General features: G+C 71.0%; 27 protein-coding genes. 12 read left to right on the top strand and 15 right to left on the bottom strand.

The window, feature by feature from the left end:
- From ACR2FV_RS00250 to ACR2FV_RS00265, 4 genes are all read left to right on the top strand, one after another.
- Positions 1-1,047 (top strand): SbcC/MukB-like Walker B domain-containing protein (locus ACR2FV_RS00250; RefSeq protein ID WP_434013724.1); only part of this gene is annotated, 1,047 nt, incomplete at its 5' end.
- Positions 1,044-2,216 carry a Wadjet anti-phage system protein JetD domain-containing protein gene (locus ACR2FV_RS00255; protein WP_434013725.1) on the top strand — a complete coding sequence of 391 codons (1,173 nt, stop codon included), beginning with the start codon at positions 1,044-1,046 and terminating at the stop codon, positions 2,214-2,216. The genes ACR2FV_RS00250 and ACR2FV_RS00255, both read left to right, overlap by 4 nt.
- 58 nt (positions 2,217-2,274) lie before the next feature.
- Positions 2,275-2,490, top strand: a complete 216-nt coding sequence (locus tag ACR2FV_RS00260; protein WP_434013726.1) for a hypothetical protein — start codon at positions 2,275-2,277, stop codon at positions 2,488-2,490.
- 62 nt (positions 2,491-2,552) lie between these two features.
- Positions 2,553-3,224: a GNAT family N-acetyltransferase gene (locus ACR2FV_RS00265; protein ID WP_434013727.1), complete on the top strand. Its 672-nt coding sequence runs from the start codon at positions 2,553-2,555 to the stop codon at positions 3,222-3,224.
- Here the strand turns inward: ACR2FV_RS00265 and ACR2FV_RS00270 are convergent.
- From ACR2FV_RS00270 to ACR2FV_RS00280, 3 genes are all read right to left on the bottom strand, one after another.
- Positions 3,175-3,945, bottom strand: a complete 771-nt coding sequence (locus ACR2FV_RS00270) for an SDR family NAD(P)-dependent oxidoreductase (RefSeq protein ID WP_434013728.1) — start codon at positions 3,943-3,945, stop codon at positions 3,175-3,177. The genes ACR2FV_RS00265 and ACR2FV_RS00270 overlap by 50 nt on opposite strands.
- Positions 3,942-4,976: an NAD(P)-dependent alcohol dehydrogenase gene (locus ACR2FV_RS00275; RefSeq protein WP_434013729.1), complete on the bottom strand. Its 1,035-nt coding sequence runs from the start codon at positions 4,974-4,976 to the stop codon at positions 3,942-3,944. The genes ACR2FV_RS00270 and ACR2FV_RS00275 overlap by 4 nt, the downstream gene beginning before the upstream one ends.
- 79 nt (positions 4,977-5,055) lie before the next feature.
- Positions 5,056-5,700: a SprT-like domain-containing protein gene (locus tag ACR2FV_RS00280; protein WP_434013730.1), complete on the bottom strand. Its 645-nt coding sequence runs from the start codon at positions 5,698-5,700 to the stop codon at positions 5,056-5,058.
- 226 nt (positions 5,701-5,926) lie between these two features.
- Here ACR2FV_RS00280 and ACR2FV_RS00285 point away from each other — a divergent pair, with 226 nt between their 5' ends.
- Both ACR2FV_RS00285 and ACR2FV_RS00290 read left to right on the top strand, forming a co-directional pair.
- Complete coding sequence (locus ACR2FV_RS00285) at positions 5,927-6,190, top strand: hypothetical protein (RefSeq protein ID WP_434013731.1); 264 nt, start codon at positions 5,927-5,929, stop codon at positions 6,188-6,190.
- The gene (locus ACR2FV_RS00290; protein ID WP_434013732.1) at positions 6,187-6,573 is read left to right on the top strand and encodes a type II toxin-antitoxin system VapC family toxin; all 387 of its coding nucleotides are present in this window, start codon (positions 6,187-6,189) and stop codon (positions 6,571-6,573) included. Before ACR2FV_RS00285 ends, ACR2FV_RS00290 begins: the two co-directional genes overlap by 4 nt.
- A gap of 20 nt (positions 6,574-6,593) precedes the next feature.
- On the opposite strand, the gene ACR2FV_RS00295 is transcribed toward ACR2FV_RS00290, so the two are convergent.
- From ACR2FV_RS00295 to ACR2FV_RS00305, 3 genes are read right to left on the bottom strand one after another with little or no spacing between them, the layout of a single operon-like run.
- The gene (locus ACR2FV_RS00295; protein WP_434013733.1) at positions 6,594-8,027 is read right to left on the bottom strand and encodes a metallopeptidase TldD-related protein; all 1,434 of its coding nucleotides are present in this window, start codon (positions 8,025-8,027) and stop codon (positions 6,594-6,596) included.
- The gene (locus ACR2FV_RS00300; RefSeq protein ID WP_434013734.1) at positions 8,027-9,526 is read right to left on the bottom strand and encodes a TldD/PmbA family protein; all 1,500 of its coding nucleotides are present in this window, start codon (positions 9,524-9,526) and stop codon (positions 8,027-8,029) included. The genes ACR2FV_RS00295 and ACR2FV_RS00300 overlap by 1 nt, the downstream gene beginning before the upstream one ends.
- Positions 9,527-9,549: 23 nt before the next feature.
- Complete coding sequence (locus tag ACR2FV_RS00305) at positions 9,550-9,951, bottom strand: hypothetical protein (protein WP_434013735.1); 402 nt, start codon at positions 9,949-9,951, stop codon at positions 9,550-9,552.
- 80 nt (positions 9,952-10,031) lie between these two features.
- On the opposite strand from ACR2FV_RS00305, the gene ACR2FV_RS00310 reads away from it, so the two are divergent.
- Positions 10,032-10,634, top strand: coding sequence for a flavodoxin family protein (locus ACR2FV_RS00310; RefSeq protein ID WP_434013736.1), 603 nt, complete (start codon positions 10,032-10,034; stop codon positions 10,632-10,634).
- Positions 10,635-10,653: 19 nt separating this feature from the next.
- Here the strand turns inward: ACR2FV_RS00310 and ACR2FV_RS00315 are convergent, their stop codons facing one another.
- The 8 genes from ACR2FV_RS00315 to ACR2FV_RS00350 form a co-directional block, all read right to left on the bottom strand.
- Positions 10,654-11,082, bottom strand: coding sequence for a TA system VapC family ribonuclease toxin (locus ACR2FV_RS00315; protein ID WP_434013737.1), 429 nt, complete (start codon positions 11,080-11,082; stop codon positions 10,654-10,656).
- Complete coding sequence (locus ACR2FV_RS00320; protein WP_434013738.1) at positions 11,079-11,333, bottom strand: antitoxin; 255 nt, start codon at positions 11,331-11,333, stop codon at positions 11,079-11,081. The genes ACR2FV_RS00315 and ACR2FV_RS00320 overlap by 4 nt, the downstream gene beginning before the upstream one ends.
- A gap of 55 nt (positions 11,334-11,388) precedes the next feature.
- Positions 11,389-12,297: a GNAT family N-acetyltransferase gene (locus ACR2FV_RS00325; RefSeq protein ID WP_434013739.1), complete on the bottom strand. Its 909-nt coding sequence runs from the start codon at positions 12,295-12,297 to the stop codon at positions 11,389-11,391.
- Positions 12,294-13,211 (bottom strand): ABC transporter permease, encoded by a 918-nt coding sequence (locus ACR2FV_RS00330; protein ID WP_434013740.1) that lies wholly within the window; start codon positions 13,209-13,211, stop codon positions 12,294-12,296. Before ACR2FV_RS00330 ends, ACR2FV_RS00325 begins: the two co-directional genes overlap by 4 nt.
- Positions 13,208-13,519 (bottom strand): DUF4162 domain-containing protein, encoded by a 312-nt coding sequence (locus ACR2FV_RS00335; protein WP_434013741.1) that lies wholly within the window; start codon positions 13,517-13,519, stop codon positions 13,208-13,210. Before ACR2FV_RS00335 ends, ACR2FV_RS00330 begins: the two co-directional genes overlap by 4 nt.
- Positions 13,520-13,527: 8 nt before the next feature.
- Entirely contained in the window at positions 13,528-14,190 is a 663-nt protein-coding gene (locus tag ACR2FV_RS00340) for an ABC transporter ATP-binding protein (RefSeq protein WP_434013742.1), read from the bottom strand.
- A gap of 75 nt (positions 14,191-14,265) precedes the next feature.
- On the bottom strand, positions 14,266-15,564 hold the full coding sequence (locus ACR2FV_RS00345) for a glycine cleavage T C-terminal barrel domain-containing protein (protein ID WP_434013743.1): 1,299 nt from the start codon (positions 15,562-15,564) through the stop codon (positions 14,266-14,268).
- 219 nt (positions 15,565-15,783) lie between these two features.
- Positions 15,784-16,287: a TIGR00725 family protein gene (locus tag ACR2FV_RS00350; RefSeq protein WP_434013744.1), complete on the bottom strand. Its 504-nt coding sequence runs from the start codon at positions 16,285-16,287 to the stop codon at positions 15,784-15,786.
- Positions 16,288-16,310: 23 nt separating this feature from the next.
- Between ACR2FV_RS00350 and ACR2FV_RS00355 the strand changes: the two genes are divergently transcribed.
- Complete coding sequence (locus tag ACR2FV_RS00355; protein WP_434013745.1) at positions 16,311-17,312, top strand: Lsr2 family DNA-binding protein; 1,002 nt, start codon at positions 16,311-16,313, stop codon at positions 17,310-17,312.
- Between the two features lie 235 nt (positions 17,313-17,547).
- On the top strand, positions 17,548-18,351 hold the full coding sequence (locus ACR2FV_RS00360) for a DsbA family oxidoreductase (protein WP_434013746.1): 804 nt from the start codon (positions 17,548-17,550) through the stop codon (positions 18,349-18,351).
- A 57-nt stretch (positions 18,352-18,408) separates the two neighbouring features.
- Here the strand turns inward: ACR2FV_RS00360 and ACR2FV_RS00365 are convergent, their stop codons facing one another.
- Entirely contained in the window at positions 18,409-21,717 is a 3,309-nt protein-coding gene (locus tag ACR2FV_RS00365) for an SNF2-related protein (RefSeq protein ID WP_434013747.1), read from the bottom strand.
- A gap of 129 nt (positions 21,718-21,846) precedes the next feature.
- On the opposite strand from ACR2FV_RS00365, the gene ACR2FV_RS00370 reads away from it, so the two are divergent.
- From ACR2FV_RS00370 to ACR2FV_RS00380, 3 genes are all read left to right on the top strand, one after another.
- Positions 21,847-22,878, top strand: a complete 1,032-nt coding sequence (locus ACR2FV_RS00370) for an ABC transporter ATP-binding protein (RefSeq protein ID WP_434013748.1) — start codon at positions 21,847-21,849, stop codon at positions 22,876-22,878.
- Positions 22,879-22,960: 82 nt separating this feature from the next.
- The gene (locus tag ACR2FV_RS00375; protein ID WP_434013749.1) at positions 22,961-24,109 is read left to right on the top strand and encodes an ABC transporter permease; all 1,149 of its coding nucleotides are present in this window, start codon (positions 22,961-22,963) and stop codon (positions 24,107-24,109) included.
- The gene (locus ACR2FV_RS00380; RefSeq protein WP_434013750.1) at positions 24,106-25,284 is read left to right on the top strand and encodes an ABC transporter permease; all 1,179 of its coding nucleotides are present in this window, start codon (positions 24,106-24,108) and stop codon (positions 25,282-25,284) included. The genes ACR2FV_RS00375 and ACR2FV_RS00380 overlap by 4 nt, the downstream gene beginning before the upstream one ends.
- Positions 25,285-25,525 lie beyond the last annotated feature (241 nt).

Consider the following 25,525-nt stretch of genomic DNA (forward strand, 5'->3'; position numbering starts at 1 on the left):
CGAGCGGCTCGCGCCGTGCCGGCCCGGGCGCAGCAGGTGAGCGCCGCCCTCAACAGGCGATCCGGCGAGGTGGCCGGGCGACTCCGCACTGCCCAGTCCAAGGCGGAGCGGCTGATGGCCGAGTTCCGCACCGCATACCCGGCCGAGACGACCGAGCAGGACGCCAGCGTCGCGTCCCTGCCGGAGTTCCGGGAGATGCGCGACCGGGTGGCGCGCGATGACCTGCCGCGGTTCGAGGCCGACTTCAAGCGCTACCTCAACGAGAACTCGATCCGCGAGATCGCCGCCTTCCAGGCCAGGCTCAACCAGCAGGTCGACGTGATCACGGAGCGGATCGCCACCATCAACGACTCGCTGCGCGGCATCGACTACAACCCCGACCGCTACATCCGCCTCGAGCAGCACCCGACCCCGTGGCTGGAGGTCCGCGAGTTCCGCGCCGACCTGCGCGCCTGCACCGAGGACGCGTTCGGCACCGACGACGAGCTCTACTCGGAGACCAAGTTCGCCCAGGTGGAAGCCATCATCTCCCGGTTCCGCGGCCGTGAGGGGCGGGCCGACGCCGACAAGGTGTGGACCGAGCGGGTCACCGACGTACGCAACTGGCTGGTCTTCGGCGCCTCCGAACGCTGGCGCGAGACCGAGCAGGAGCACGAGAGCTACGCCGACTCCGACGGCAAGTCCGGCGGGCAGAAGGAGAAGCTCGCCTACACCATCCTCGCCGCGTCGCTGGCCTACCAGTTCCGGCTCGAGGACGGCGACCCGCGGGCCAAGCGGTTCCGCTTCGCGGTGATCGACGAGGCGTTCGGCCGCGGCTCCGATGAGTCCACCCGCTACGCGCTGCGCCTCTTCCACACCCTGGGGCTGCAGCTGCTCGTGGTCACGCCACTGCAGAAGGTGCACGTCATCGAACCGTTCGTCGAGCGGGTCGGCTACGTCGACAACCCGACCGGGGCGCGGTCGCGGCTGCACACGATGACGATCAGCGAGTACCGCGAGCAGCGGGCCGCGCCGCCGACGGCCCGGGCCACCGCCGACGCCCCGTGACTGCCTGGTCCAGCACCGACGACGTGGTCGCTGCGCTGCGCCGCCGGTGGGATCGGGGTGACCTGCTGCGTCAGGTGGCCGGCGGTATGCCGTGGGAGCCGCTCCGCATCCCGGTGCGCGGGCCCACCGCGCGCGAGATGGGCCAGCACCTCGGCGCGGTGCAGACCTGGGTGCAGACGCTGCGCCGGCCGGGCTGGCGATTGGAAACCCGCCGGGTCGGCGGTCGCTTGGTGGGCAGCAACGAGATCCCGGCCGCTGTGTGGTTCGACACCGCGGACCAGGCGTGGGCGAGCCTTCGGGTCGGCCGGGCGGTGACGGCATACCGCGAGCTGCTGGACGCGGCGCATGCAGCCGACCCGGGTCTCGGCGACTGGGCGGCGCAGCACCCGATCCGGGCGCTGCGGCATACCGATGACTGGGAGCGAGTCCTGCGCACCGTGCTCTGGCTGCGGGATCGCGCGGGCACCGGCGTCTATCTGCGGCAGGTCGACGTGCCGGGGGTGGACACCAAGTTCATCGAGACCCACGAGGGGCTGCTCGTCGAGCTGCTGGAGGCGATGGGGTCTGAGCGCGCGCCCGGCAGCGGCCGGCGGCTGGAGGCCGGGTTCGGCTTCGCGGGCAAGCCCGACCGGATCCGGCTGCGCCGCCTCGACCGCACCGGGCTGCTGCCGGGGTCGCCGCTGACCGACGTGTCCGTGCGGGTGGACGAGCTGACCGAGCTGGTGGTGCCGTGCGAGAGCGTGCTGGTCGTGGAGAACGAGATCACCTTCTTGGCACTACCGCCGCTGGAGGGAGTGGTCGCGGTCTTCGGCGCCGGCTTCGACGTGCTGCGGCTGGCTCGGGTGCGGTGGCTGGACGGTGCGCGGATGGTCTACTGGGGTGACCTCGACACCCACGGCTTCGTCATCCTGGACCGGCTGCGAGCGAGCTTCCCGCAGGTGGAGTCGGTGCTGATGGACATCGACACCCTCGCCGCCCACATCGGACAGTGGGTCACCGAGCCGCGACCTTCCCGCGAGCACCTCGGGCGGCTCAGCGAGGAGGAGGGGCAGGTGTATGCCGACCTGGTGGGCGACGTGCACGGGCCGGCGGTGCGGCTGGAGCAGGAACGGGTCAACTACGCCCACGTCGTCGCCGAGCTCCGCGCCGTCACCGGCAACGGCTCCTGAACAAACCACGGGAATCGACGGGCTCACGCAAGCCGCCCGCATTGCCGACGTCGAGACCATGGCCCGCGAGTTGGTCGCCGTGACCCTCGACATACCGCTCGACACCGTCGCGGTGGACGTCCACATCGCTGTCGAGGAGGTGGATCGGCTGATCGAGCTGGCGGAGGACGTGGTCGACATTCGGGGCGCACAGGAGGCTCGTCGCAAGATGGAGGAAAGCGGCGACGGCCCTATCCCCTGGGAGACCGTCAAGGCCGAGTTGGGTCTCCGGTGACACCCAGCATTGCCGACCCGGGCGAACCCGGCCGAACCGCGGGTCGGCGGGAGAATGACCTGGTGGCGGGCTTCACCTCCAGCTGGCCCGCGGAGGCACCGTGCTCCGGGCAGGTGCGGCTTCGCGCGTTCGAGGACCGCGACGTCGACATGGTGATGGGCCTGGCCACCGACAGCCATGTCCCCACGATCGGCTCGCTGCCGTTCCGAGCGACCCATCGGGAGGCGCTGGACGACATCGCTCGGCAGCGTGGCCGGCAGGCCGAAGGCAAGGGCTTCTCGTTCTGCGTGGCCGACAGGTCCGACGACACCGCGCTGGGCGGCATCGGGCTGTGGCTCACCGCGATCGAGCAGGGCCGCACCACGGGCGGCTACGGCGTCGCCCCGTCGGCTCGCGCGCGCCGGGTCGCGACCCAGGCACTCGACGCGCTCACGGCCTTCGCGTGGACCCTGCCTCCGGTGCATCGCATCGAGCTCTACTTCGAGCCGTGGAACCTCGCCTCGATCCGCACCGCCGAGACGGCCGGCTTCACCCGGGAAGGACTGCTGCGCAGCCATCAGGAGATCGCCGGACGGAGGCCCGCGGCCGCCTCGAGGGCGGGGCCGCGGGAGTGTGCCGCCCCGCGATCGGGGGCCATGCGTAGTGCGCACCGGGCCCCCCTTCGTTCGGGCGCTCCGCTCCGCGTCAGAACAGGGTGTAGCCGCCGTCGATCACCACGACCGAGCCGGTCATGAAGCTTGAGGCGTCCGAGGCCAGGTAGACGACGGTCGGCGCGATCTCCTCGGGCATCGCGTAGCGCTGCATCGGGGCGTCCTCGATCCAGTGCTGCCGGAACCGGGGCTCATCGACCGGCGCCATCTCGGTCTTGACGTAGCCGGGCGCCACCGCGTTGACCCGGATGCCCAGCGGCGCCCACTCCGCCGCCAGCGACTTGGTCAGCTGGTGCACCGCGGCCTTGGAGGCGTTGTAGGCCGGCTGCTGCTGCGGACGGTTCACGATCTGCGCCGAGATGGACCCGATGTTGACGATGGCGCCACCCCCGGTGGTCGCGAAGTGCTCGCCGGCGACCCGGCTCATCCGCCACAGCCCGTCGACGTTGATGTCAAAGACCTGGCGCCACTCCTCGTCGGGCACCTCAAGCGCCGGGCGGTGATAGCAGGTGCCGGCGTTATTGACCAGTATGTCGAGGCGCCCGGTGGCCTCCAGCGCCGCGTCCCGGGCCCGCTCGCAGGCAGCACGGTCGACCACGTCCAGGGCCACGCCGACCACGGTGCGCCCGGTCTCCTCCGCCAGCCGTTCGGCTGCCTCGCGCGACGCCGCCTCGTCGCGGGCGCCGATCACCACGTCCGCACCCGCTTGCGCGAGGCCGCGGGCGAAGGCCATGCCCAGGCCGCGGTAGCCACCGGTCACGATGGCCGTCCGACCGGCCAGGGAGAAGCTGTCGAGGACGCTCATGCACGCGGCACCACCACGACCGACTTCATGCTCTCCGGGTCGGAGTCGCTGGTCAGCGCATCCTCAGCGTCCTCCAGCTCGTACTCCGCGGTGACCAGCGCGTCGAGGTCGACGCCCTGCTGCTGGGCGGCCGCGATCGCCCGTGGCCACGTGTCGACATACCGGAAGACCCCGGTGAGCACGATCTCCTTCATAGCGACGAGGCCTACCGGGATGGGGATCTCCGGCGGTCCGAGCCCGACCAGCACGGCGGTGCCCCCCGACCGCAGCGCCGCCAGGCCGGCGTGCACCGCGGGGGTGGCTCCGGAGCACTCGATGAACGCGTCGGCCTCGATCGCGGCCGGGTCGAAGTCGGGGTCGGCCGGGTCGTGGGCCTCGGTGGCCCCGAAGCCGAGGATGCGTTCGCGGCGGCTGGGCACCAGGTCGGTCACGACCACCCGGCCGGCGCCGAAGGACCGGGCGGCCAGGCAGGTCAGCGCGCCGATCGGCCCTCCCCCGGTGACCAGCACCGTGTCGCCCGGCTGCACCCCGGCCTTTTGGCAAGCCCAGATGCCGACCGAGAACGGCTCGAGCAGCGCGGCGGCGTGGTCGGACAACGCGTCCGGCACGGGGTGGGCGTAGTCGGCCGGGGCCACCACGTAGTCGCAGAACGTGCCGTCGATGGGGGGCGTGGCGTAGAACTCCATCTGCTCGCACAGGTTGGACCGGCCGTTCTTGCAGTGCCGGCATCGGCGGCACGGACGCTGCGGCTCGATCGCCACCCGCTGCCCGATGCGCTCGGGCGACACGCCGTCGCCGACGTCGGCGATGACCCCGGAGACCTCGTGCCCCAGCACCAGCGGCGACTCCACCACATACGGGCCGATCCGGCCCTCCATGTAGTAGTGCACATCCGAGCCGCACACGCCCACGGACCGGACCCGCACGAGCACGTCACCTGGGGCGGGACGCGGCACCGGGCGCTCCTGCATCTCAACCTGACGCTGCCCCAGCAGCACGTTGACGCGCATCGTCGACGGGATCTGCACCATTGGACCTCCTCGTGGCGGGGCGGCCTTGCCCTCTGCTCGGCGACGCTACCAGCCCCCCACGCTCGGGCCCCCGGCGATCTCACCGCGGGCAGTTGGGGCGCCCTCGCTGCCTGGGATGTGGTCTTTCGATAGGATTTAGGGGGTCCAGGGTCCGGTCGCGCGATAGTTCGCCCCTGTGCCATCCGAGCCGGCGTTGTCGGTCAGCGGCGTCTGGCAAGCGCGAAGGGCACGGTGAGCATGGGCCCGTCGTCCAACATGACGACAACATCGGCGCCGGCTGCCCGCGCCAGGTCCACTCGTAGATCGCCGCCGGGTCGAACGCTTTCGGCGAGCACGTGCGGCACGAAGCCACGCGCCTCGGCCGCCGGTGCCTGTTGGCCGTGTGGCCGGCCGGGCATCGTCCCTGCCACGGTCCCTCCGCGCCGTCGGGCAGGTCATCGGTGCGCGTGCCGTCCGAGCCGATGGCCAGGGCCTTGGCGCGCCACACCTCATCATGACCGTGCTCGGCGCCGACCAGGGCGTGCGCGATCTCGTGCAGCACCGTGTTGCGCACCTCCTCGGGTGAGGACAGCTTGGTCAGCCGCCTGCTGAGCCCGATCTGCCGGCGCGCGGGACGGCATACCCCGAACCGGGTGCGGGCGTTGTCGAAGGCGAGCTCCCAGTCGGTCAGCCCGTGGCGGCGCAGCAGCCGCTCCCCCATCACTGCAGCCTCCGCCAGGTCCACCCGCGCATTGTGCACCGACGCGTTGAGGTGGCCTCCGCGCCGCGCCGATCTCGGTCGATCTGACGAGCGCGTTCGCGACTCATGCCCTCCCGGCCACGCTGGTGCCCTGCCCGCCCAGGGCACCAGTGTGCTGAATGCGGAATGAGTGGACACGACGACGACGCGAAGCTCTGGCGATCGGCAGGCGAGGTGTATCACCTACGGCGGCCGGTGCTACAGTCGTCGTATGCCCACCACGCGTGCCCGGCATTTTGTGACCGAGACCGACGACCTCGCCCAAGCCCTGGACGATGCCGCTCGTCGCTGGCCGGAGGTGAGCCGCGCGCAGTTGATCGTGCGTCTCGCGTTGGAGGGACACCGTGCCGCGCAGCAAGCCCAGGATGAGCGCCGACGCCGCCGACTCGACGCCGTCCGCAAGCACAGCGGCGCGTTCACGGGTGCCTACGGCCCGGACTACCTGACAGGTCTGCGCGACGAGTGGCCGACGTGATCGTCCTCGACGCGAGCGTCCTCATCGCCTTCCTCGACGGGCAGGACGCGCACCACGCCGCAGCCGAGCAGCTGCTGTCGAGCGCGGTCGACGAGGACCTTGCAGTGAACTCGCTGACCCTGGCCGAAGTGCTCGTCGCGCCGGTCCGCGAGGGCCGGCTGGATGCCATCCGTGCGGCCCTCGACGACCTCGAGATCAAGGAGCTCCCGTTCCCCGCGGACGCCGCGGTGAAGCTGGCCACGCTGCGCGCCGCGACCGGGCTCAAGATGCCCGACTGCTGTGTCGTCCTGGCCGCCGACGACGCCCCAGCGGGCATCGGCACTTTCGACGATCGACTCGCGCAGGTCGCCGAGGAGCGAGGGCTCACGGTCGTGCAGCGCTGAGGCCGACCGCAGGCGCGGCCTCAGTAGGCCTGCGACACCGTCGACATCGTGAAGTCGGGGATCCGCAGCGCCGGGGCGATCGACCGGGTGAACCAGTCGTTCCACTCGCGGCACAGCACGTGCTCGGCCACGCCGGCCTCGGTGGCTCGGCGCAGCAGGTCGATCGGCGACTCATTGAAGCGGAAGTTGTTGACCGCCGCGACCACCTGGCCGTCCTCGATCAGGTAGACCCCGTCCCTGGTCAGCCCGGTCAGCAGCAGCGTCTGCGGGTCGACCTCCCGGATGTACCACAGGCAGGTCAGCAGCAGACCGCGCTTGGTCGAAGCGATCAGGTCGTCCACCGAGGCCTTGCCGTCGGCGTCGATGATCAGGTTCTCGCTGGGGAACGGCATGCCACCCTCGAGCCCGGCGCGCTGCATACCGGCCCGGGTCCGCACCAGCGCGCTCAGCGAGCCTTCGCGCAGCCACTCGACCCGCCCCACCGGCGCACCGTTGTCGAAGACCGACATCAGTCCCGGCTGCGAGCTCGGCACGACCGCGAACGGCGCCACCGGCAGCCGCTCATCTGCCGGGTCCGAAGCCAGCGTCAGCGGCAGGTCACTGAGCCGTTCCCCGATCCGAGTTTGCCCGCGCTCGTGCCCGGCATACACGTTGCGGCCCTGCTCGGCGTCGCGTGCGCTCATCGTCAGGTAGGCGTAGAACAGCAGGTCGACCACCGCACCGGCGGGCAGGATCGTCTCGTAGGACCCGGCCGGCAGGTCGACCCGTCGCATGCCCCAGCCCAGCCGCCGCTCCAGCTCGTCGTGCATCGCCGCCACGTCGACGTCGATGAAGTCGCCCGTCTGCGCGCCCACCCAGGCCGAGTTGACCAGGTCAGGCATCTTGGCGTTGAGCTCCAGGCGCCCCATCGGCTCCACGGCGCGCCGGCGCAGCCCGGCCGAGTTGGCCAGCCACGTCGTGGTCCGCCGGTACTCCGCGAACCCGAACAGCAGGTGCCCGGACTGCTCGGCACGCTCGAACGCCCGACCCAGGTCGGTCGCCAGAGTCGCGAAGTCCTCCGGGCCCACCCGGTATGCCGATTCGCTGAAGTCGTCGTCGTTCGGGTTGTCGCCGTCACCCGCGACCAGGGGCTGGGCCTCGTCGTCGGCCGGGGCGTAGGGCGCGGCCACGTCGGCCTGGCGCACCAAGTCGACCAGGTCCTCGGCGCTGGTCAGCGGGCCACTGACTGATGCCGCCGAGACCCCGCCCTCGACATCGGCGTGACTGATCACGGTGGCCTGCCGGGTCGTCATCGCGCCGTTGGTGGTCAGCGCATTGGCGGCCCAGCGCAGGTTGACCTCGTGCGACTCCTGCACGATGACCGTGCAGTCGCGAGCAGTGCAGGAAGCCAGCGCCTCCTCGACCCAGTCGACCACCGGCGCCTCGATGCTTCTCCCTTCGGACATCTGGCTCATCACACCTCACCTCCCGACCTGGTGTTGAGCACATTCACGTCCCGGAACCGCGCCGCCGGTGCCCCGTGGCTGACCGGCGCGCCCTGCCCCGGTTGCCCCTTGCCGCAGCTGAACGTGCCGGCCAGCAGGTAGGTCGAGGGCCCGCCGACCGCGTCCATGGACCCCCAGAAGTCGGTGGTCGTGGCCTGGTAGGCGGCGTCCTTGACCTGCCCGGCCAGCTCGCCGTCCTGGATGGCAAAGAACCGCTGGGCGGTGAACTGGAAGTTGTAGCGCTGCATGTCGATGGACCACGAGTTGTTGCCCACGACGTAGAGCCCACGCTCGACCCCGGCGATCAGCCCGGCCACGTCGGGCCCCTCAGGGTCGGGGGTCAGCGAGACGTTCGGCATACGCTGCAGCGGGATGTGCCCGGCGGAGTCGGCGTAGGCGCAGCCGTTGGATCGGCCGAGACCCTTCTCGGCGGCCATCTGCCGGTTGAGCTGGTAGCCGACCAGCACCCCGGCCGAGATGATGTCGAAGCTCTGCGCGGCAACGCCCTCGTCGTCGAAGCCGACCGTGGACAGGCCGTGCTCGGTGACCCGGTCGCCGGTGACGTGCATGTGCTCCGAGCCGTAGTGCAAGCTGCCCAGCCGGTCGAAGGTGGCGAACGAGGTGCCGGCGTAGGCCGCCTCGTAGCCCAGCGCACGGTCCAGCTCGGTGCCGTGCGCAACCGACTCGTGGATGGTCAGCCACAGGTTGCTCGGCTCAACGACCAGGTCATAGCGGCCGGCCTCGACCGACGGGGCCCGGGCGTGCTCGACCAGCCAGTCGGGGAGCTGCGCGACCTCGGCGTCGAAGTCCCAGCCGGTGCCGGTGAGGTACTCCCAGCCGCGGCCCGCGGGCGGGGCGACGGTGTTCATGGCGAAGAACCCGGTGTCGCCGACGTGCAGCGCCTCCAGCTCAGGGGCGATGCGCACCCGCTGCTGTGTGGTCGAGGTGCCGGCGGTGTCGGCGTAGAACGTGTTCTCCTGCACCGCCAGCAGACGGGCGGTGGCATGCTGCACGCCGTCGGCAGCCAGGAGCCGCTGCGACAGCTCGAGCAGCCGACCGTGCCGTTCTCCCTCGGGGACGTCGAAGGGGTTGACATCGTATGCGGAGACCCAGGTCTGCTCGGCGTGCACCGGCTCGGCCGCGAGGTCGACCGCGGCCGGGACCAGCGGCTGGGCCACCCGGGCCATCGCCACCGCCTGGTCGGCGAGGCGCGCGGCCTCCTCGGTGCTCAGAGCGACTCCAGCGGCGAAGCCCCAGGAGCCCTGGTGGATGACGCGGACGCTGAGCCCGAGCTCGGAGGCGTCCGAGGATCCCTCGAGCTTGGCGTCGCGCAGCACCCGGTGCAGCGTCTTGGTCCGCACGACCCGCAGGTCGGCGTGCGCGGCGCCGAGGTCGCGGGCACGGCTCAGCGCGGCGTCGGCCAGGGCTGCCAGGGGCAGCACGGTGAACGTGGGGTCGAGCTCCGGCATACGCCGACCCTACCCACGCCCGGTCAGGGCAGGAGCAGCGCCTGCGACTTCAGCTTCTTCTTGTAGCGGCGGCGGTCGATGACCAGGGCCACGGTGTTGAGCCCAGCCCAGCTCAGGGTGGCGGTCAGCGCCTTGGTGCGCGCCTCCTCATCGTCGGTGGCGAGCCCGAGGATGGTCGCGTCGCTCAGATCGCCGAGGATACGCAGCACCATCGCCGTGGTGACCACCTGGGGCGAGGAGGACCACATGCCCGCTGCCGAGACGGGGAGGTCACGGGCGGCGTAGGTGTAGGCCATCAGGTCCCACGCCGGCTTCTGGGCGCTGGGCACCTTCATCGCCGAGGCGAGGTGACCGGGCTGGGTGAGGGCGTAGACGCCGTAGCAGGCGGTGGCGGCGGACATGATGCGGCTGAGGGGAAACGACATACCTCGAATGTAAACACTTATCGAACTATCCGCCCGTCGGGGGTGCGCCCGCGGTAGCGTCGGAGCGCAGAGGAGCGGAGGTGTATGTCGTGGCGCGGCTGCTGGTGGTGCACCACTCCCCCACGCGCGGGGTGCGCACGCTGACCGAGGCGGTGTTGGCCGGCGCACACGACGACGCCATCACCGGCGTCGAGGTGGTGGTCCGCCCGGCCTTGGAGGCCACCGCGCAGGACGTCCTCGACGCCGACGGCTACCTGCTGGGCACCCCGGCCAACTTCGGCTACATGTCGGGGGCGCTCAAGCACTTCTTCGACAGCACGTTCCTGCAGATCGGCGGAGCCCTGTCACGCAGTGGGTCCCCGGACGACTCGGCGGGAGGCACGCACGGAGCGCCGTTCGGCCTCTACGTGCACGGGCGCTACGACACGACGGGTGCGCTCCGCTCGGTGACCTCCATCGTGGGCGCACTGGGCTGGCGACAGTCCGCGGAGGTGCTGGAGGTGATGGGCGAGGTGACCGGCCAGGACGAAGAGGCCGCCTACGAGCTCGGCGGCACCCTCGCGGCGCTCCTGTCGGAGCGACCAACTCGACGCGAGCTGGCGGACCGCGTCCGCTCCCGCACCGCCGTGACGGCCGATCTCGACCCGGTCGCCGCGGTCCGCGCCGAGCGCGACAGCAGGTGAGGCTGTCCACAGGGTCCCGTCACGGGCTCGGCCGCTCCCACTGCACGCCGGGAAATCGGCCGAAGTCGGAGTCGAAGGTGACCACGGTCGCGCGATGCTGCACCGCGAGTGCGGCCAGGTGTGCGTCGTTGACCAGGTTGCCGCCGTGCCCGGTGGCGCCCAGCAGCGTGCGCAGCCGACCGGTGTGCGCGCTGTCGGGCTCGCTGGTGATCGCGGCCGGAGCCCCGACCCAGACCTCGACGATGTCCAGGGCCTGGTCGACCGTGAGCGGCTGGTCGTGGACGGCGGGGTGCGTGCTGAGCCGCAGGAAGGCCAACAGGCTCAGCCACGGCAGCAGCACGGCCTCGTGTCCTGCCAGCGCCCGATCCAGCCAAGTCTTGGACACCTGATGGTGCTCGGCCCCCCGGTCCACGGCATACAGCAGCACGTTGGCGTCGACGACCTTCACTTGCCCATCGCCCGCTTGCGCAGCAGCTCCTCGTCCTCCAACTCCCCCGCCAGCCGCAGCGCCTGCTCCACCGGGACCCTCGTGCGCCCGAGGTCGAAGGTGGGCGTGGAGACGGGCTGCCGCTCGTGACCCGCCGTGAGACCGACCACGATCGCCTCGTTGACGGCGTCCTTGAAGGACAGACCCCGGTGGAGCATGGTCCGGCGGACGAGAGTCTCCGCCTCAGGAGTCAGTGTGATGGTCGTACGCATGTTGCATCATAGCATCATGTCTCTGTGAATCATGATGCAGTATGCTGGACCAGCGTCAGTCGGGGTCGTAGGGACGCGACCGATAGCCGACGAGCTCGGCCTCTCGGGCGAAGCCGAAGCGCTCGTAGAGGGCGATCGCCGGTGCGTTGCCCTCCTTGACCGAGAGGCTCACCCCACCCTCCGGCGCCCGGCCGAGCAGGTCTCGCCCCACCACGGCGAGCAGCTGCGCGGCCAACCCCTGGCCGCGCGCCGGCGCCGCGACTGCGACGAAATCCAGATAGGCCGTCCCGTCGGCGAGGACCTGGCCCGAGGCGTAGCCGAGGAGCCCAGCGCCGGGTGTGCTCGGACCTGCCTCGCCACTCCCCGCATCGTCCAGCACGACGCTGGTCCGGTCCGACTCCAGCACCATCTGGCTGGCGGTGGCCGAGGCGCGGGGGAAGGCCTCGTCGTGGAGCACGGCCATCGCGGGCACGTCGGCCGGCACCGCGGGGCGCACCGGTGCGGACACCTCCGGCCAGCCTTCGGCGGACCGGGCGGCGTAGGCGATGTTGGTCTCGCTGCGGCTCCAGCCGAGGATCTCACCCAGGCCGGCGAGCCCGGTGTGCGCTGGAGACCCGGCCACCTCGTGGTCACCGATCTCCTCCGGAGTCTGCTCGATCGCCGCTTCCACCAGGGCCCTGGCACAGCGCTGCCAGGTCGAGGCATCGGTCGTCCACGGTCCGTGGATCCAGCTGCGCTCGGTCTCCATGTCGTGGTCCACGCAGACGGCTCCGACGACCTCGCCGTCCTGGATCGCGACGCGCAACGTCTCGCGCCACGGTGGAGACAGGTCCTCGAGCTCGGCGAGGAGGGCGGTGCGCTCGGTCCCGATGTAGCTGCAGGCCGTGCTCGCCTCCGCCTGGCGCCGGACAATGAGCTCGAGCGCCGCGGTGGCCTCTTCGGCGTTGGCGGGACGGATGGTCATCCGAACACGCTACTGACCTGCCCCGGTGACGACCACTGCTTTATCAGGTGGGTCTGCACCAGGCGCGTGGCGGACTCAGCGCGGGAGACCCGGCCGCGCAACGCGAGGAACGCCAGCGTGAAGCTCACGGCCCCCACAGCCAGGGTGGCCGCCAGCCCCTGCAGCAGGGTGGTCGGCTCCCACCCCTGCGTGAGCAGCGAGCGCAGTGCGGCGAGCAGGTAGGTGACCGGGTTGTAGTCGGCGATCGTGGCCAGCCACCCGGTCAGTGCCTCCTGGGGCAGGAAGGCCGTGGTCAGGAAGGCGAAGGGGAAGAACAGCAGGAACGAGGAGTTGACCGCGGCCGGGTTGCCCGTGCGTAGCGCGATCGCGTAAGGGAAGCCGGTGAACGCCAACCCCCAGAGCCCCGCCATGCCCAGGAACACCAGGATGCCCAGGAAGCCGGTCTCGAAGCTCACCCCGACGGCGAAGCCGAGGACCAGCACGGGGATCGACAGCGCGATGACCAGCACCAGGTCACTGATCATCAGCCCCAGCAGCAGCGCGGTGCGACTCATCGGGGTGAGCAGCAGCCGATCGAAGTAACCCCCGGTGATGTCGGTGACCAGGGCGCTGGCCCGGGAGATGCCGGTCACGGCGAAGACGATGGCCACCGGGATCTGGAAGGCGCGGAAGTCCGGCACCCCGCCGCGCTCCGCCACGTCCTGCAGGGCGCCGACGTTCACGATGAAGAAGAACACCGGGATGATCAGCGCGGGGATGATGGCCTCCGGCTCCCGCGGGAGCTGACGCAGCGCCCGCATGGCCACCGAGCCGAGGTCACGCACGAACCCGGCGTGCCGGGCATACACCGGTGCGGTGTCGCGGCCGCTGTCGGGGCCGACCTCGTCGGTCCGGGCCGGGGTGGTGGTGCTCATGCCGGGACTCCTGCCTTGTCGTCGGCCCCGATGGCCGCGTCTTCCTCGGCGCTGATCTGCTCCCCGGTGACCGAGAGGAACACGTCGTCCAGTGTCGGGCGGCGCAGCGACAGCTCGGTGACCTCGACACCGTCTGCGCCGGAGAGGGCCACGGCGATCGGGCTGACGGTGCCCGCTCCGTCGGAGACCCGGGCGGTGAGGACCTGCCCGGAGACGTCGACCTGCTCGACCCCGCGGACGTCGCTGACGGTATGTCGTGCTGCCGCCACGTCGCCGTCGACGCTCACCACGACCAGGTCCCGGCCCACCGACCGCTTCAGCTCCTCCGAGTGCCCTCGGCGGCGATCCGGCCGTGGTTGATGATGCCGACCCGGTCGGCCAGGGTGTCGGCCTCCTCGAGGTACTGCGTGGTCAGGAACACGGTCATCCCCAGCTCGGTGTTGAGCCGGCGCACCTCCTGCCACACCGTGGTGCGGCTGACCGGGCCCAGGCCCGTGGTCGGCTCGTCCAGGAAGAGGACCTTGGGGTCGTGCACGAGCGCGAGCGCGAGGTCGAGGCGGCCCTTCATGCCGCCGCTGTAGGTGCCGACCCGCTGCTCCAGGGCATCACCGATGTCGATGAGCTCCCGCAGCATGTGCAGTCGATGCTCGGTGTCCTTGCGGGACAGGCCGTAGAAGCGCCCTTGCAGCCGCAGCATCTCCACGCCGGTCTGTTTCTCGTCCGGCGCCGCATCCTGCAGCGCCGCCCCGATCCGCAGGCGCACCTCCCCGGCCTGGCTGCTCACGTCATACCCCGCGACCCGGGCGCGGCCCTCGGTCGGGGCGAGCAGTGTGCACAGCACCCGGGTGAGGGTGGACTTGCCAGCACCGTTGGGCCCGAGGAAGCCGTAGATCTCACCCTGCGCCACCTGCAGGCTGACCCCGTCGACCGCGCGGGTGGCCCCGAAGGTGCGCACGACATCCTGCGCCTCGATCGCCACCGGAGGTTCCGACGCCAGCCCGGGGACACAGCAGCGGTGACCGCCCCCCGGGGGCGACCACCGCTGCGGGGAGCCTCAGACCGCGGCTTCCAGGCCCTTCTCCTTCAGGATCTCCCGCTGGTTGGGGTTGACCGAGGGCCGGAAGGGCATCTCCACGACCTCGGCCTGCACCGGCTTGCCGGGCGTGTCGGCATACTCCTGCGGCAGGTGGATCCACAGCTCGGTGCCGCGCGCGCTGGCCCACACCGGCACGTGGCCCATGGCGATGTTGGTCTCCAGCTCCGGGGAATACCACGGCGAGGTCACGTAGCCGACCGGGTCGCCGCCCTCGCTGGTGCTGATCAGCCAGAAGTCGGGGGCGTAGTCGGTGATCTGCTGCCCGCCGAGCTTCATCCCGACCAGCGTGTGCGAGTAGGGGTGCGTGCCGGCCTCGAGCCGCGCCCGCGTCTCCTCCAGGACCGCCTTGCCGATGTAGTCGGCCTCCTTGGTCTTGGGCACCTGGTAGCCCAGGTTGACCTGGAAGGGCAGGGTCTCGAAGTCCATGTCCTGACCCCAGGACAGGATGCCCGCGGCGATCCGGCGGTGGTGCGCGGGGGCGATGACCATCAGCTGGTGCGCCTTGCCGGCCTCGAGCACGGCGTTCCACATCGTCTCGGCGTTCAGCGTGGCGTCGTAGAGGTAGATCTCGTAGCCCTTCTCGCCGGTGAAGCCGGTCTGGGAGACGATGACGTCACAGCCGCCGATGCTGGAGGCGAGCAGGCCGTAGGACGGGAGCTCACCGATCTCCGAGCCGAACAGGTCAGTCATCAGCGCCTCGGACTTGGGCCCCTGGATCTGCACCGGGCAGACGTCGATCTCGCGGATCGTGACATCGAAGCCCTTGGCGACGTTGACCCCCTGCAGCCACAGCATCAGATCGCTGTCGGACAGGCTGAACCAGAACTCGTCCTCGGCGATGCGCAGGAGCACCGGGTCGTTGAGGATGCCGCCGGCCTGGTTGCACAGGATGACGTAGCGCGCACGCATCGGCGGGATCTTGGCGGCGTCGCGGGTGATCACGTAGTTGGTGAAGGCCTCGGCGTCCGGACCCTTCACCTGGATCTGCCGTTCGACGGCGACGTTCCACATGGTCACGTGGTTGACCAGCGCGTCGTACTCCACCATCATCCCGCCGTCCTCGGGGCGCACGTAGCCGCGCGGGTGGTACATCCGGTTGTAGACCTGGGCGCGCCAGCACCCGGCCTCGTGCGCGAGGTGCCAGTACGGCGACTTGCGCACACGCGTGTCGATCAGCATCTCGACCGGGGTGCGGCCGGACTGGCGGAGGTTGATGGGTACGTTGCGGCCGCTCTGGTCGACGGAGGGGGCATTCATAATCATGGGAAAGCGTCCTTCTGGTCAGTCTCACATCATGGAACTGTGGTCCACATGGTGAGTATGCGGGCTGAAACCGCCCGACGCAAGCACCCGAAGGGAGGGGGTGTCGGCGCGTTGTCGCGGCCGGATAGCTCGCTCCGATCTGCTGGGGATGGTGCGCCTCAGAACCGCGAGTTGCTCGGGATGTGGCGCCCACCAACGCGGGGCGGCGCTTGATCAGGCGGGCGCGATCCGGGACAGCACGAGGTCGACGGCCTCCGCGGGGGTTGCTGCCGCGGCAGGACCGCCGGTCACGGGCAGGTCCCAGCCGCCCAGAGCAACGACCGGGAGACCGGCGCGGCAGGCCAGCGCGACCTCGCTGAGCGTGCCCCAGCTGCCGCCGACCGCGATGATCGCGTCGCAGCTGCGCACCAGCAGCGCGTTGCGCATCTCCCCCATCCCCGTGGGCAGCGCGATCGTGACGTGCGGGTTGGCATCGTCCCGGGAGGCGCCGGGCAGCAGCCCGATGCTCAGCCCACCGGCCTCGGCCGTACCCTGGGACGCGGCCCGCATGATCCCGCCGAGGCCGCCGGTGATGACCGCGAACCCGTGCCCGGCCAGCAGCGCGCCGACCTCCCGGGCCAACGCACACTCCTCGTCGGCCGCCTCGCTCGGGCCGACGACCCCGACATAACCGCGGGGTGACCCACGCCCGCGGTCCGGCACCCGTCCTGTGGCCACGTCGCCCATCATGGACCCGCGTCGTGGCCGAGGCCATCGGACTCGGCCTACTTGCGGCATACGGTGGAGGTATGCCGCAGGACTTCCTCATCGCGCGCAACCCCGAGGAGGGCACGACGCTGCCCTTCCTGCTGCGGATCCCGCTCGGGCCGGACGGCATCGTGCTCAAGGCCAAGGACACCTGGCCACGGACCAGCAAGGTCTACTGCCACCGCGCGGTCGGCTGGCCGGCCCAGCCCGACCTGGTCGAGTCTGTCCCGGTGCGCTCGTGCGTGCGCCGCGGTGCGGCCATCGACCTGGTGCTGGGCCGCGGGCGGGAGAACCGGTCGCAGTTCGTGCTGACCCGCATCCGCGGCGGACGGGAGGCGATCTTCTGGCAGACCGCGCGCACCGCCAAGCAGGCCCGACCCGCCGCGACCCTGCCCACGGCACGCGCGGCGGGGGTGGTGGATCTGCCGATCCTGGTCGACAGCCACGAACGCTACGCGTGGAACTTCAGCCACCAGCAGGCGAGCACCACAACCCGTGGTCTGCCCGCGGGCGACTATGCCGTCGAGTGGGACGGGCAAGTCGTGGCCGCCGTCGAGCGCAAAAGTCTGCCCGACCTGGTGCAGACCCTCACCGGTGGCAAGATGCGCTACCTGCTGGCGGCGCTGGCCGATCTGCCGCGGGCTGCGGTGGTGGTCGAGGACAAGTACTCGAGGGTCTTCGCGCTGGAGCGGGTGCGCCCGGCGGTCGTGGCCGACGGGCTGGCCGAGTGCCATGCCCGCTTCCCTTCGGTGCCCATCCTGTTCTGCGAGACGCGCGCGCTGGCGCAGGAGTGGACCTACCGCTTCCTCGCCGCCTCGGTGCAGGAGGCGGCGGACGAGGCCGGCGGCACGAGCCGGCTCGCCGATATCTCTCCCGCGACACCGCCGAGCGCCGCGCAGGTGCGGGCCTGGGCGCAAGAACAGGGGTATGCGGTCTCGCCGCGCGGCCGGATCGCCGCCGAGGTCATGGCCGCCTTCGAGCGACGCCACCAGTGACCGTGGCAGGGCACGCCACGCCGCATCCGTAGGCCCCCGCGCCATCCGCGCCATCCGCGCCAACCGCGCCATCCGCGCCATCCGCGCCATCCGCGCAAGAATGTGACGTTGGTGCCGCTGAGGCGACCCATATGTCACATTCATCCGGACGGGTGATCACCGGAACCCTGCGTGGGCAGCCGGACCCTGCGCGGGCAACCGGAACACTGCGCACCCGGGACACGTTGCCGCGGACATGAGCGAACCGACCCTGTCCCCCGGCCCGTTGAACATCGAGGTCTGGTCCGACGTCGTCTGCCCGTGGTGCTACATCGGCAAGCGACGGCTGGAGTCCGCGCTGACGCAGATCGGAGGCGAAGACATACCCGTCGTCTGGCGTGCCTTCCAGCTCGACCCGTCGGCGCCGCGGCCCGGGGAGCCGGGTCACGGACAAGGGGTTGCCGAGCACCTGGGGCACAAGTACGGCGGCGGGCTCGCGGCCGGGCAGGCGATGAGCGAGCAGATGACGCAGGTCGCCGCAGAAGAGGGACTGGACTTCCACCTGGAGGACGCCGGCCGGGGCAACACCGTCGACGCGCACCGGCTGCTGCATCTGGCCGCGGAGCTGGAGTCGAAGGGGTCCGCCGGGTTGCAGGACAGGGTCAAGGAGCGCTTCCTGCTCGCCTACTTCACCCAGGGCCACGACATCTCCGACCCCGCCGTGCTGCAGACCCTGGCCACCGAGGCCGGACTCCCGGCCGCCCGGGTCGAGGGTGTGCTGGCCGCCGACGACTACGCGCACGACGTGGCCGCTGAGCAGGCCCAAGCTCAGGCCTACGGTGCCTCCGGTGTCCCGTTCACGGTCATCGACGGCCGGTACGGCGTGTCCGGCGCACAGCCCGTGGAGGTCTTCGTCGACGCCATCCGCCGGGCACAGGCGGACCGGGCACCGCAGCTGGTCCCGGTCACCGCGGGCGCGAGCGAGCAGGCAGCGGGCGCGAGCGGGCAGGCAGCGGGCGAGGCGTGCGGGCCCGACGGGTGCGCCGTGCCGCCGCAGTAAGCCTCCCGATGGGCAGTTGACCTCAGGTCTCAGGCCTCAGGTCTCCGGGCTCGGGGCTCAGACCTCGAGTACCCCCCGGATGTCGTCGGCGCTGATGGCTGCCCCGGTGAACTTCCCCTCGTCGATCACCTGGTTGAACAGGTCGCGCTTGCGGGCCTGCAGCGCCACGACCTTGTCCTCGATCGTGTCCTGCGACACCATCCGGTAGACCATCACCGAGCGCGTCTGGCCGATCCGGTGCGTGCGGTCGACGGCCTGGGCCTCGGCGGCCGGGTTCCACCACGGGTCGAGGATGAAGACATAGTCGGCCTCGGTCAGGGTCAGCCCGAACCCCCCGGCCTTGAGGCTGATCAAGAACACCGGGTCGTTGCCGTCGCGGAAGCCGGCGATGCGCGCCGGCCTGTCGCGGGTGCGCCCGTCCAGGTAGCTGTAGCCGATCCCGGCAGCATCCAGCCGCTCACGCACGAGCTTGAGGAAGCCGGTGAACGAGCTGAAGACCAGTGCCCGGTGCCCCTCGGCCGCCAGCTCCTGCAGCTGCTCCATCAGCGCCTCGACCTTGGCGGACGGGCCGGTGCCGGCATACACCGGGTCGACCAGGCCCGGATCCAGGCTCATCTGCCGCAGCAGGGTGAGCGCCCGGAAGATGGCGACCCGGTTGCGGTCCATGTCGTCGAGCAGGCCGAGCACCCGCTGCCGCTCGCGCTGCAGATGCTGGCCGTAGATCCGCCGGTGCGCGGGACTGAGCTCGATGTGCAGCGTCTGCTCCTGCTTGGCGGGCAGCTCGGGCGCAACCTGGTCCTTGGTGCGCCGCAGCATGAACGGCCGCAGCCGTTGCCGCAGCACCGCCAGCTGCTCCGGCGAGGCGCCGCTCTCGATCGGCTTGCGGTAGCGCTCGGTGAACACCTCGGGACGCGGGAACAGCCCGGGCGCGGCCAGCGACAGCATCGACCACAGGTCCATCAGCGAGTTCTCCAGCGGGGTGCCGGTGATCGCCAGGGTGAAGGGCGCCCCCAGTCGGCGCGCCGCCTGGTAGGTGCGGGAGCGGTGGTTCTTGACGAACTGCGCCTCGTCGAGCACCAAGCCGGACCAGGACAACGCCTGGTAGTCCGTGTCTTCGAGGCGCAGCAGCGTGTAGGAGGTGACGACGATGTCAGCGTCTGCGACGGCCTCGGCCAGGCTGAGCCCGCGCCGACGTTGCGTGGCGCCGATCACCACGACCTTCAGGTCGGGCACGAACCGGGCTGCCTCGTCGCTCCAGGTGCCGACGACGCTGGCGGGTGCCACCACCAGCAACGGGTCGGCGAGGTCGCCCCGCTCGCGTGCGCGTGCTGCCATCGCCAGGGTCTGCACCGTCTTGCCCAGGCCCATGTCGTCGGCCAGCACCCCACCCAGCCGGGCGTCCCAGAGCGTGCACAGCCAGTCGTAGCCCTGCACCTGGTAGGGCCGCAGGGCCGCCCGCAGCGACTCGGGCACCGGCGCGGGCTCCCGGTCCCCCATCCCGAGCAGCGCGTCGACCGCGGCCCCCCAGCGGTTGCTCTGCCGGTCGACCACGCCGAGCGAGACCAGCTCCTCCCACCACCCCACCTGATAGCGCGAGACCCGCAACGTGTCGCGTCGCACGTCGGTGAGCTCGCGCGCCTCGTCGATCAGGGTGCGCAGCGACGTCAGCTCCGGCCGGTCGAGGGAGAAGTAGGTGCCGGAGTCCAGCAGCATCACCTCCTCACCGAGGGACATGGCCGAAAACAGTGGCTCGAACGGCACGTCCTGCCCGTCGACGGTCACCGAGACGTGCAGGTCGAACCAGTCACCGTCGGGCTGCGCGCCGTCGTCGACCGTCTCCAGGTGGACGACCGGAGCCTCGTCGGCCTCCTGGTATGTCGGGGGCTCACCCTCGACCCGCACGATGACGTCGTCGCGGGCCTGCAGGGCAGGCATCACCTCGGTGCTGAAGGTCACGGTGTCCATGCCGAACAACCCGCCCTGGGGGTAGGGCTGCACGACACCCGAGGCGGAGCGATGCGTCATCCGGGGTATGGCTGCCAGCTCGGTGAGGCTGTCGAGCAAGCGCCGCTCGTGCTCCAGATCGCGCGGCGGGTCGTGCTCGCCGGGATGCAGGCCGACGCGGACCAGCGACTCCTCGTCATCGTGCTCCCTGGGCGCGTCGTCGTACTCCTTGGGCAACCGGTAGGCGAAGCCCCAGGAGAGCCGCACCCGGTGCCCCGAGTGGTAGGTCGCGTCGAGGGTGAGCACCGGCGCGACATCGGTCGGCAGGGCGACGCTGTGATCGGAGGACTCGACCGGCATACGGCGGGCCAGGACCGGGTAGTAGAGCGCGAGGAAGCGCGGGGCGTCTGCGGCAGGGATCGCGATCTCATTGCCACCGGTCAGCAGCGGGGCGAGCTCGGTGGGCGGCGGCACCGAGAGGGGCGCCAGCGTCAGGGTGCCCTGCGCGTCGAGCAACCCGACCCCGTGCGCGGGGCTGCCCAACAGCAGGATGTCGCCACCCCCGCGATGTTCTGCCAGTCGCAGCGCCGGGCGCGCCGACAGTCCGCCCTCGGCTGTGCGGGTGACGTCGAGCACGACCTGCGCCGGGTCGTCGACCAGGCGCACGTCGGTGAGCTCGGGGCCGCGGGTGATCAGCCGGATGCCCGCCTGCGCGCAGCGGCGCAGCAACGGCCACACAGAGGCACCGAACGCACCCAGGTGGACGTCGGGTGTCCCGAAGCCGTAGAAGGCAGGAGTGTGCGCACGGTGCAGCCCGATCAGCTCGGTGATCACGGCGTGCTGGTCGGGCCGCACCTGCGCCGGCCGCCAGGCCGAGGTGGTCCCGAAGTCGGACCAGTTGGCGCCCTGCTTGACCCACGGTTTGCTCTTGCCCTCCCGCATCGGACGCAGGTCGATCCGCCGCTCGGAGCTGCGACCCGGGCGGGTGGACAGGCTCACCTCCAGGGCGACCCTCGGCAGGTCGCCGGGCTGCGCGGCCGTGGTGGCCAGCGGCGCAAGCACCTGCTCCCACGGCGGCGGCAACGGCGCTTCGGTCAGCGAGAACGCGTCGCGCGCGGTCAGCAGGACGGCGGCGGTGTGCTTGCAGTCGACCCGCATCGGGCAGCTGCACCGACCTGCCCAGTCCGGAGGCGAGCCGTCGGAGCCGTCGATCCGCTCGACGATGGTCTGGTATGCCTGGGCCCCGCTGCCCTGCACGGTGGCCAGCAGCAGATCACCCTGCGCGCCCTCCACGAGCGTGAGCACCGCACCGTCGCGGGCATACTGCCGCCCGCGGGTCAGCGAGATGTCTCCGACGACACGGGCGACCGCGTAATCGGTGACACCGTTGACCCACGTCGCAGACTTCACCCGGATTGCCACGGCACGACCGTACCCGCGGACACCGACAGGGCGACGTTTACGTCCACAGCCGGGCCGGCCCACCCGTCACGGGCAACCGAGGACATTTGTCACTGTCCAGCGCCACCCGCGAGCCCTACCGTTGCCGTTGTGGTCACCCGAGCAAGCGAGCGGACAGCAGGAAGCAGCGACAAGGCAGGTCGACAGACCCAGGCGTCGCTGCAAGACCGACGCCGCGAGGGCGCCGAGCCGGTGCTCGTGGTCACCGACGTGGTCCGCCGGTTCGGCAAGATGACCGCTGTCGACGGGGTGTCCTTCGAGATCGCCGCAGGGCAGACCGTCGGGTTGCTCGGGCCCAACGGGGCGGGCAAGACCACGACGATCTCGATGGTCGCCGGGCTCATCCCCGCCGACGCAGGCAGCATCACCGTGGCCGGCGAGCAGATGGGTCCCGACCGGGTCGAGCCCAAGCGGCACATCGGTCTGGTCCCCCAGGACCTCGCCATCTACCCGGAGCTGACGGCTCGCGAGAACCTGGTCTTCTTCGGCCGGCTCCAGGGCCTGGGCGGCAGTGCACTCAAGGCCCGCGCCCAGGAGGTGCTCGACCTGATCGGCCTGGCGGACCGGGCCAAGGAGGCCACCAAGAAGTACTCCGGCGGGATGAAGCGGCGCCTCAACATCGGCATCGGTCTGCTGCACCAACCGAGGCTGCTGATCCTCGACGAGCCGACCGTCGGCGTGGACCCGCAGTCCCGCAACGCCATCCTGGAGTCGGTCGAGAACCTATCGGTGGAGGGCATCGCGGTGCTCTACACCACGCACTACATGGAGGAGGCCGAGCGGCTGTGCGACCGGATCGCGATCATCGACTCCGGCCGGATCCAGGCCGAGGGCACCCGCGCCGAGCTCGTCCGGCTCACCGGCGGACTCGACACCATCCGGATCACCGGTTCCGGTGACACGCAGGCCGCTGCGGCGGCGCTGCGCGACATACCGGCCGTCACCCAGGTCGACGCCGACCGGCGCACGCTGCACCTCACGGTGCACGACGCGCCCACTGCGGTCGCCGCGGTCGTCAACAGCGCCACCGACGCCGGTATGTCGCTCAGCGACGTGGAGATCGCCCGTCCGGACCTGGAGTCGGTCTTCCTGCATCTGACCGGCAAGGCGCTCCGAGACTGATGGACTCGGGACAGATGGTGGCGGGACTGCGGCAGGCGGGACTGAGGGTGGTGAGCGCGCGATGGTCCGCACGGTGCTGACGATGACGGCCTCGGACCTGCGCCAACGAGTGCGCGACCGGTCGGTCATCATCTTCGCCCTCGTGGTGCCCCTGGCCCTCATGTACGTCTTCAACCTCGTCTTCGGCGGGGTGCAGGACCCCGAGCTGCAACCGGTCACGGTCGCCGTCTCGACGCCGGACGACGATCCACTGGCCGGTGCGTTCGTCCAGGTCCTCGGGCAGGTGGACGCGATGGACGTGACGGTCCAGGAGGTCGATGGCGCACAGGTCGCGGAGCTGGCCGAGTCCGGCGAGGCCGATCTCGGGGTGGTCGTGCCCGACGGGTTCGCCGCGGGGCTGTTCAGCGGACAAGGTCTCGACGTGCAGGTCACCGAGGGCGACGAGGCCGGTCTGGAGACCGACATCGTGCTCTCCGTGCTGCAGGGGGTGCTGGACCAGTTCACGGCCGGCACGGTGGCCGGCACCGCCGGTGCCCAACTGGAGCTCGGTCCCGCCGAGCTGGCGCAGATCGCCCAGCAGGCCGCCACCGCAGGACCCTTCATCGAGCTGGTCCCGGGAGAGGCCTCCTCCGAGCAGCTCGGAGCTGCGGCGGCTCTGGTGGCCGGACAGGCCGGGTTCTTCCTGCTCTTCACCGTCGGGTTCGGGGTGCTGGGCCTGGTGGCCGAACGGGAGCAGGGCACCCTGGCCCGGTTGCGCTCGATGCCGATGCGACCCAGCGCGGTTGTGACCGCCAAGGCTCTGGTCAGCTGTGTGCTCGGCGTCGTCGCCACCACCGTCCTGCTCACGGTGGGCGGGTGGTTCTTCGACGTCGGCTTCGGCTCCCCCGGCGCGGTCGCCGTGCTGATCGTCTGCGTCGTGCTGGCGAGCACCTCCATCATGTTCATCATCGCCCGGATCGCGCAGACCGCCGAGCAGGCCGGGGTTGCCCAGTCGATCGTGGCCATCGTGCTCGGCATCGCCGGCGGGGCCTTCTTCCCGATCGCGGCGACGGGCACGGTCGGCAGCCTGCTCGACCTCAACCCCGTGGCCGCCTTCACCCGCGGCCTGGGTATCAGCGCCGGGGGTGGCGGGATCGGCGATCTGGGTGCTCCGGTCGCCTTGCTGCTGGGCTTCGCCGTCGTCGTCCTGCTGATCTCCCGCGTGGTCCCGGACCGTGGAGCCCGACTATGAACCGCATCCGCGCCGCCCTGGCGATCGCGGCCGTCGAGCTGCGCCGGTTCCTGCGCGACCGGTCCAACATCTTCTTCGTCTTCATCTTCCCGCTGGCCCTGGTCATGGTGCTCGGTCTGCAGTTCGGTGGCCAGGGCCCCGCCGGACGGGTAGCGGTCGCCGGCGAGGAGAACACCCTGCGCGCGTCGATCGCAGCGCAGCTGGAGGGCGACGACGTGGCGGTCGCCTACACCGACCTCGACGGTATGCGGGAGCAGGTGGCCCGGGGGCGGACCGATGTCGGCCTGGTCATCAGCAGCGACCAGGCGGCGGCCTTCGATGAGGGTCAGGACGTCCAGGTGCAGATGATCCCCAGCTCCCAGGCCGCCGCGCAGACCACCGTGCAGCTGGTGCGGAGCGCGGTCCGGGAGGCCACGACATACCAAGGTCAGGTGGCTGCCCTCAGCGGTCGAGGCGCATCGCAGGCACAGATCGAGACAGCGCTCGCGAGAGCCGCGGAAGAGGTGAGCCCACCGACCCTGCAGGTGCGGGGCGGCGAGGTGGACGAGCTGGCGCAGGAGTTCGCCGGGCTGGGCCAGTTCGACCTGGGCGCCTCCTCACAGCTGCTCCTGTTCGTCTTCCTGAGCTCGCTGGCCGGGTCGGTCACACTGATCCAGGCCCGGCGCCGGGGCATCATCGCGCGCTCCGTCGCCGCTCCGGTCAGCATCGGGCAGGTGCTGGTCGGGCAAGGGCTGGGGCGGCTTGCCATCGCGCTGTTCCAGGGCCTCTACATCATGCTCGCGACGGCCGTGCTGTTCGACGTCAACTGGGGCACTCCCGCGCTGACCGTGCTGGTGCTGCTGATCTTCAGCACGGTGTCGGCCGGCGCGGCCATGCTGCTCGGCTCGCTCATCGACAACGAGGGAGCGGCGTCGGGTCTCGGAGTCGGCGCCGGCCTGGTGCTCGCTGCGCTCGGTGGAGGGATGATGCCCCTCGAGATCTTCCCCGACACCCTGCGCACGGTCGCGCACGTGACACCGCACGCCTGGGCCTACGACGCGCTCGCCGACATCCAGCGTCGCGACGCCGGCCTCGTCGACATCCTCGGACCGTTGGCGGTCCTGGTCGGTATGGCGCTCGCGCTCGTCCTGGTCGGGACGTGGGCGCTGCGCCGGAGCCTGGCCAGGGCCATGTGACCCTGGACCCGTAGGACCGTCCTACGCACTGACCGAAGATGGGTATCGTCGCAGTTCAGCGCTGGTTTCGGTGCTCATCGTGCAGGTCTGTCGGTGCTGGGTGGTTGAGTGGGAACATGCTCGTTGACGAGGGTGGCCTGCGGTGGGACGGTGGCGTGCAGCGCACGTCGGCTTCCGCGTTGGCCGCGGCCGCGGGGCTGGGGCCGGGGGGCGCTGTGGGGTTGGCCTCTCGCCCGGTCGG

The sequence above is a fragment of the Ornithinimicrobium sp. genome (assembly GCF_051004135.1).
Lineage (GTDB): Bacteria > Actinomycetota > Actinomycetes > Actinomycetales > Dermatophilaceae > Ornithinicoccus.

Excerpts from the sequence above, each read along its gene's own strand:
- ACR2FV_RS00260 (WP_434013726.1), top strand. The coding sequence starts at position 2,275 with ATGGCCCGCGAGTTGGTCGCCGTGACCCTCGACATACCGCTCGACACC.
- ACR2FV_RS00270 (WP_434013728.1), bottom strand. The coding sequence starts at position 3,945 with ATGAGCGTCCTCGACAGCTTCTCCCTGGCCGGTCGGACGGCCATCGTG.
- ACR2FV_RS00275 (WP_434013729.1), bottom strand. The coding sequence starts at position 4,976 with ATGGTGCAGATCCCGTCGACGATGCGCGTCAACGTGCTGCTGGGGCAG.
- ACR2FV_RS00285 (WP_434013731.1), top strand. The coding sequence starts at position 5,927 with ATGCCCACCACGCGTGCCCGGCATTTTGTGACCGAGACCGACGACCTC.
- ACR2FV_RS00295 (WP_434013733.1), bottom strand. The coding sequence starts at position 8,027 with ATGAGCCAGATGTCCGAAGGGAGAAGCATCGAGGCGCCGGTGGTCGAC.
- ACR2FV_RS00300 (WP_434013734.1), bottom strand. The coding sequence starts at position 9,526 with ATGCCGGAGCTCGACCCCACGTTCACCGTGCTGCCCCTGGCAGCCCTG.
- ACR2FV_RS00305 (WP_434013735.1), bottom strand. The coding sequence starts at position 9,951 with ATGTCGTTTCCCCTCAGCCGCATCATGTCCGCCGCCACCGCCTGCTAC.
- ACR2FV_RS00320 (WP_434013738.1), bottom strand. The coding sequence starts at position 11,333 with ATGCGTACGACCATCACACTGACTCCTGAGGCGGAGACTCTCGTCCGC.
- ACR2FV_RS00325 (WP_434013739.1), bottom strand. The coding sequence starts at position 12,297 with ATGACCATCCGTCCCGCCAACGCCGAAGAGGCCACCGCGGCGCTCGAG.
- ACR2FV_RS00330 (WP_434013740.1), bottom strand. The coding sequence starts at position 13,211 with ATGAGCACCACCACCCCGGCCCGGACCGACGAGGTCGGCCCCGACAGC.
- ACR2FV_RS00345 (WP_434013743.1), bottom strand. The coding sequence starts at position 15,564 with ATGAATGCCCCCTCCGTCGACCAGAGCGGCCGCAACGTACCCATCAAC.
- ACR2FV_RS00360 (WP_434013746.1), top strand. The coding sequence starts at position 17,548 with ATGAGCGAACCGACCCTGTCCCCCGGCCCGTTGAACATCGAGGTCTGG.
- ACR2FV_RS00375 (WP_434013749.1), top strand. The coding sequence starts at position 22,961 with ATGACGGCCTCGGACCTGCGCCAACGAGTGCGCGACCGGTCGGTCATC.
- ACR2FV_RS00380 (WP_434013750.1), top strand. The coding sequence starts at position 24,106 with ATGAACCGCATCCGCGCCGCCCTGGCGATCGCGGCCGTCGAGCTGCGC.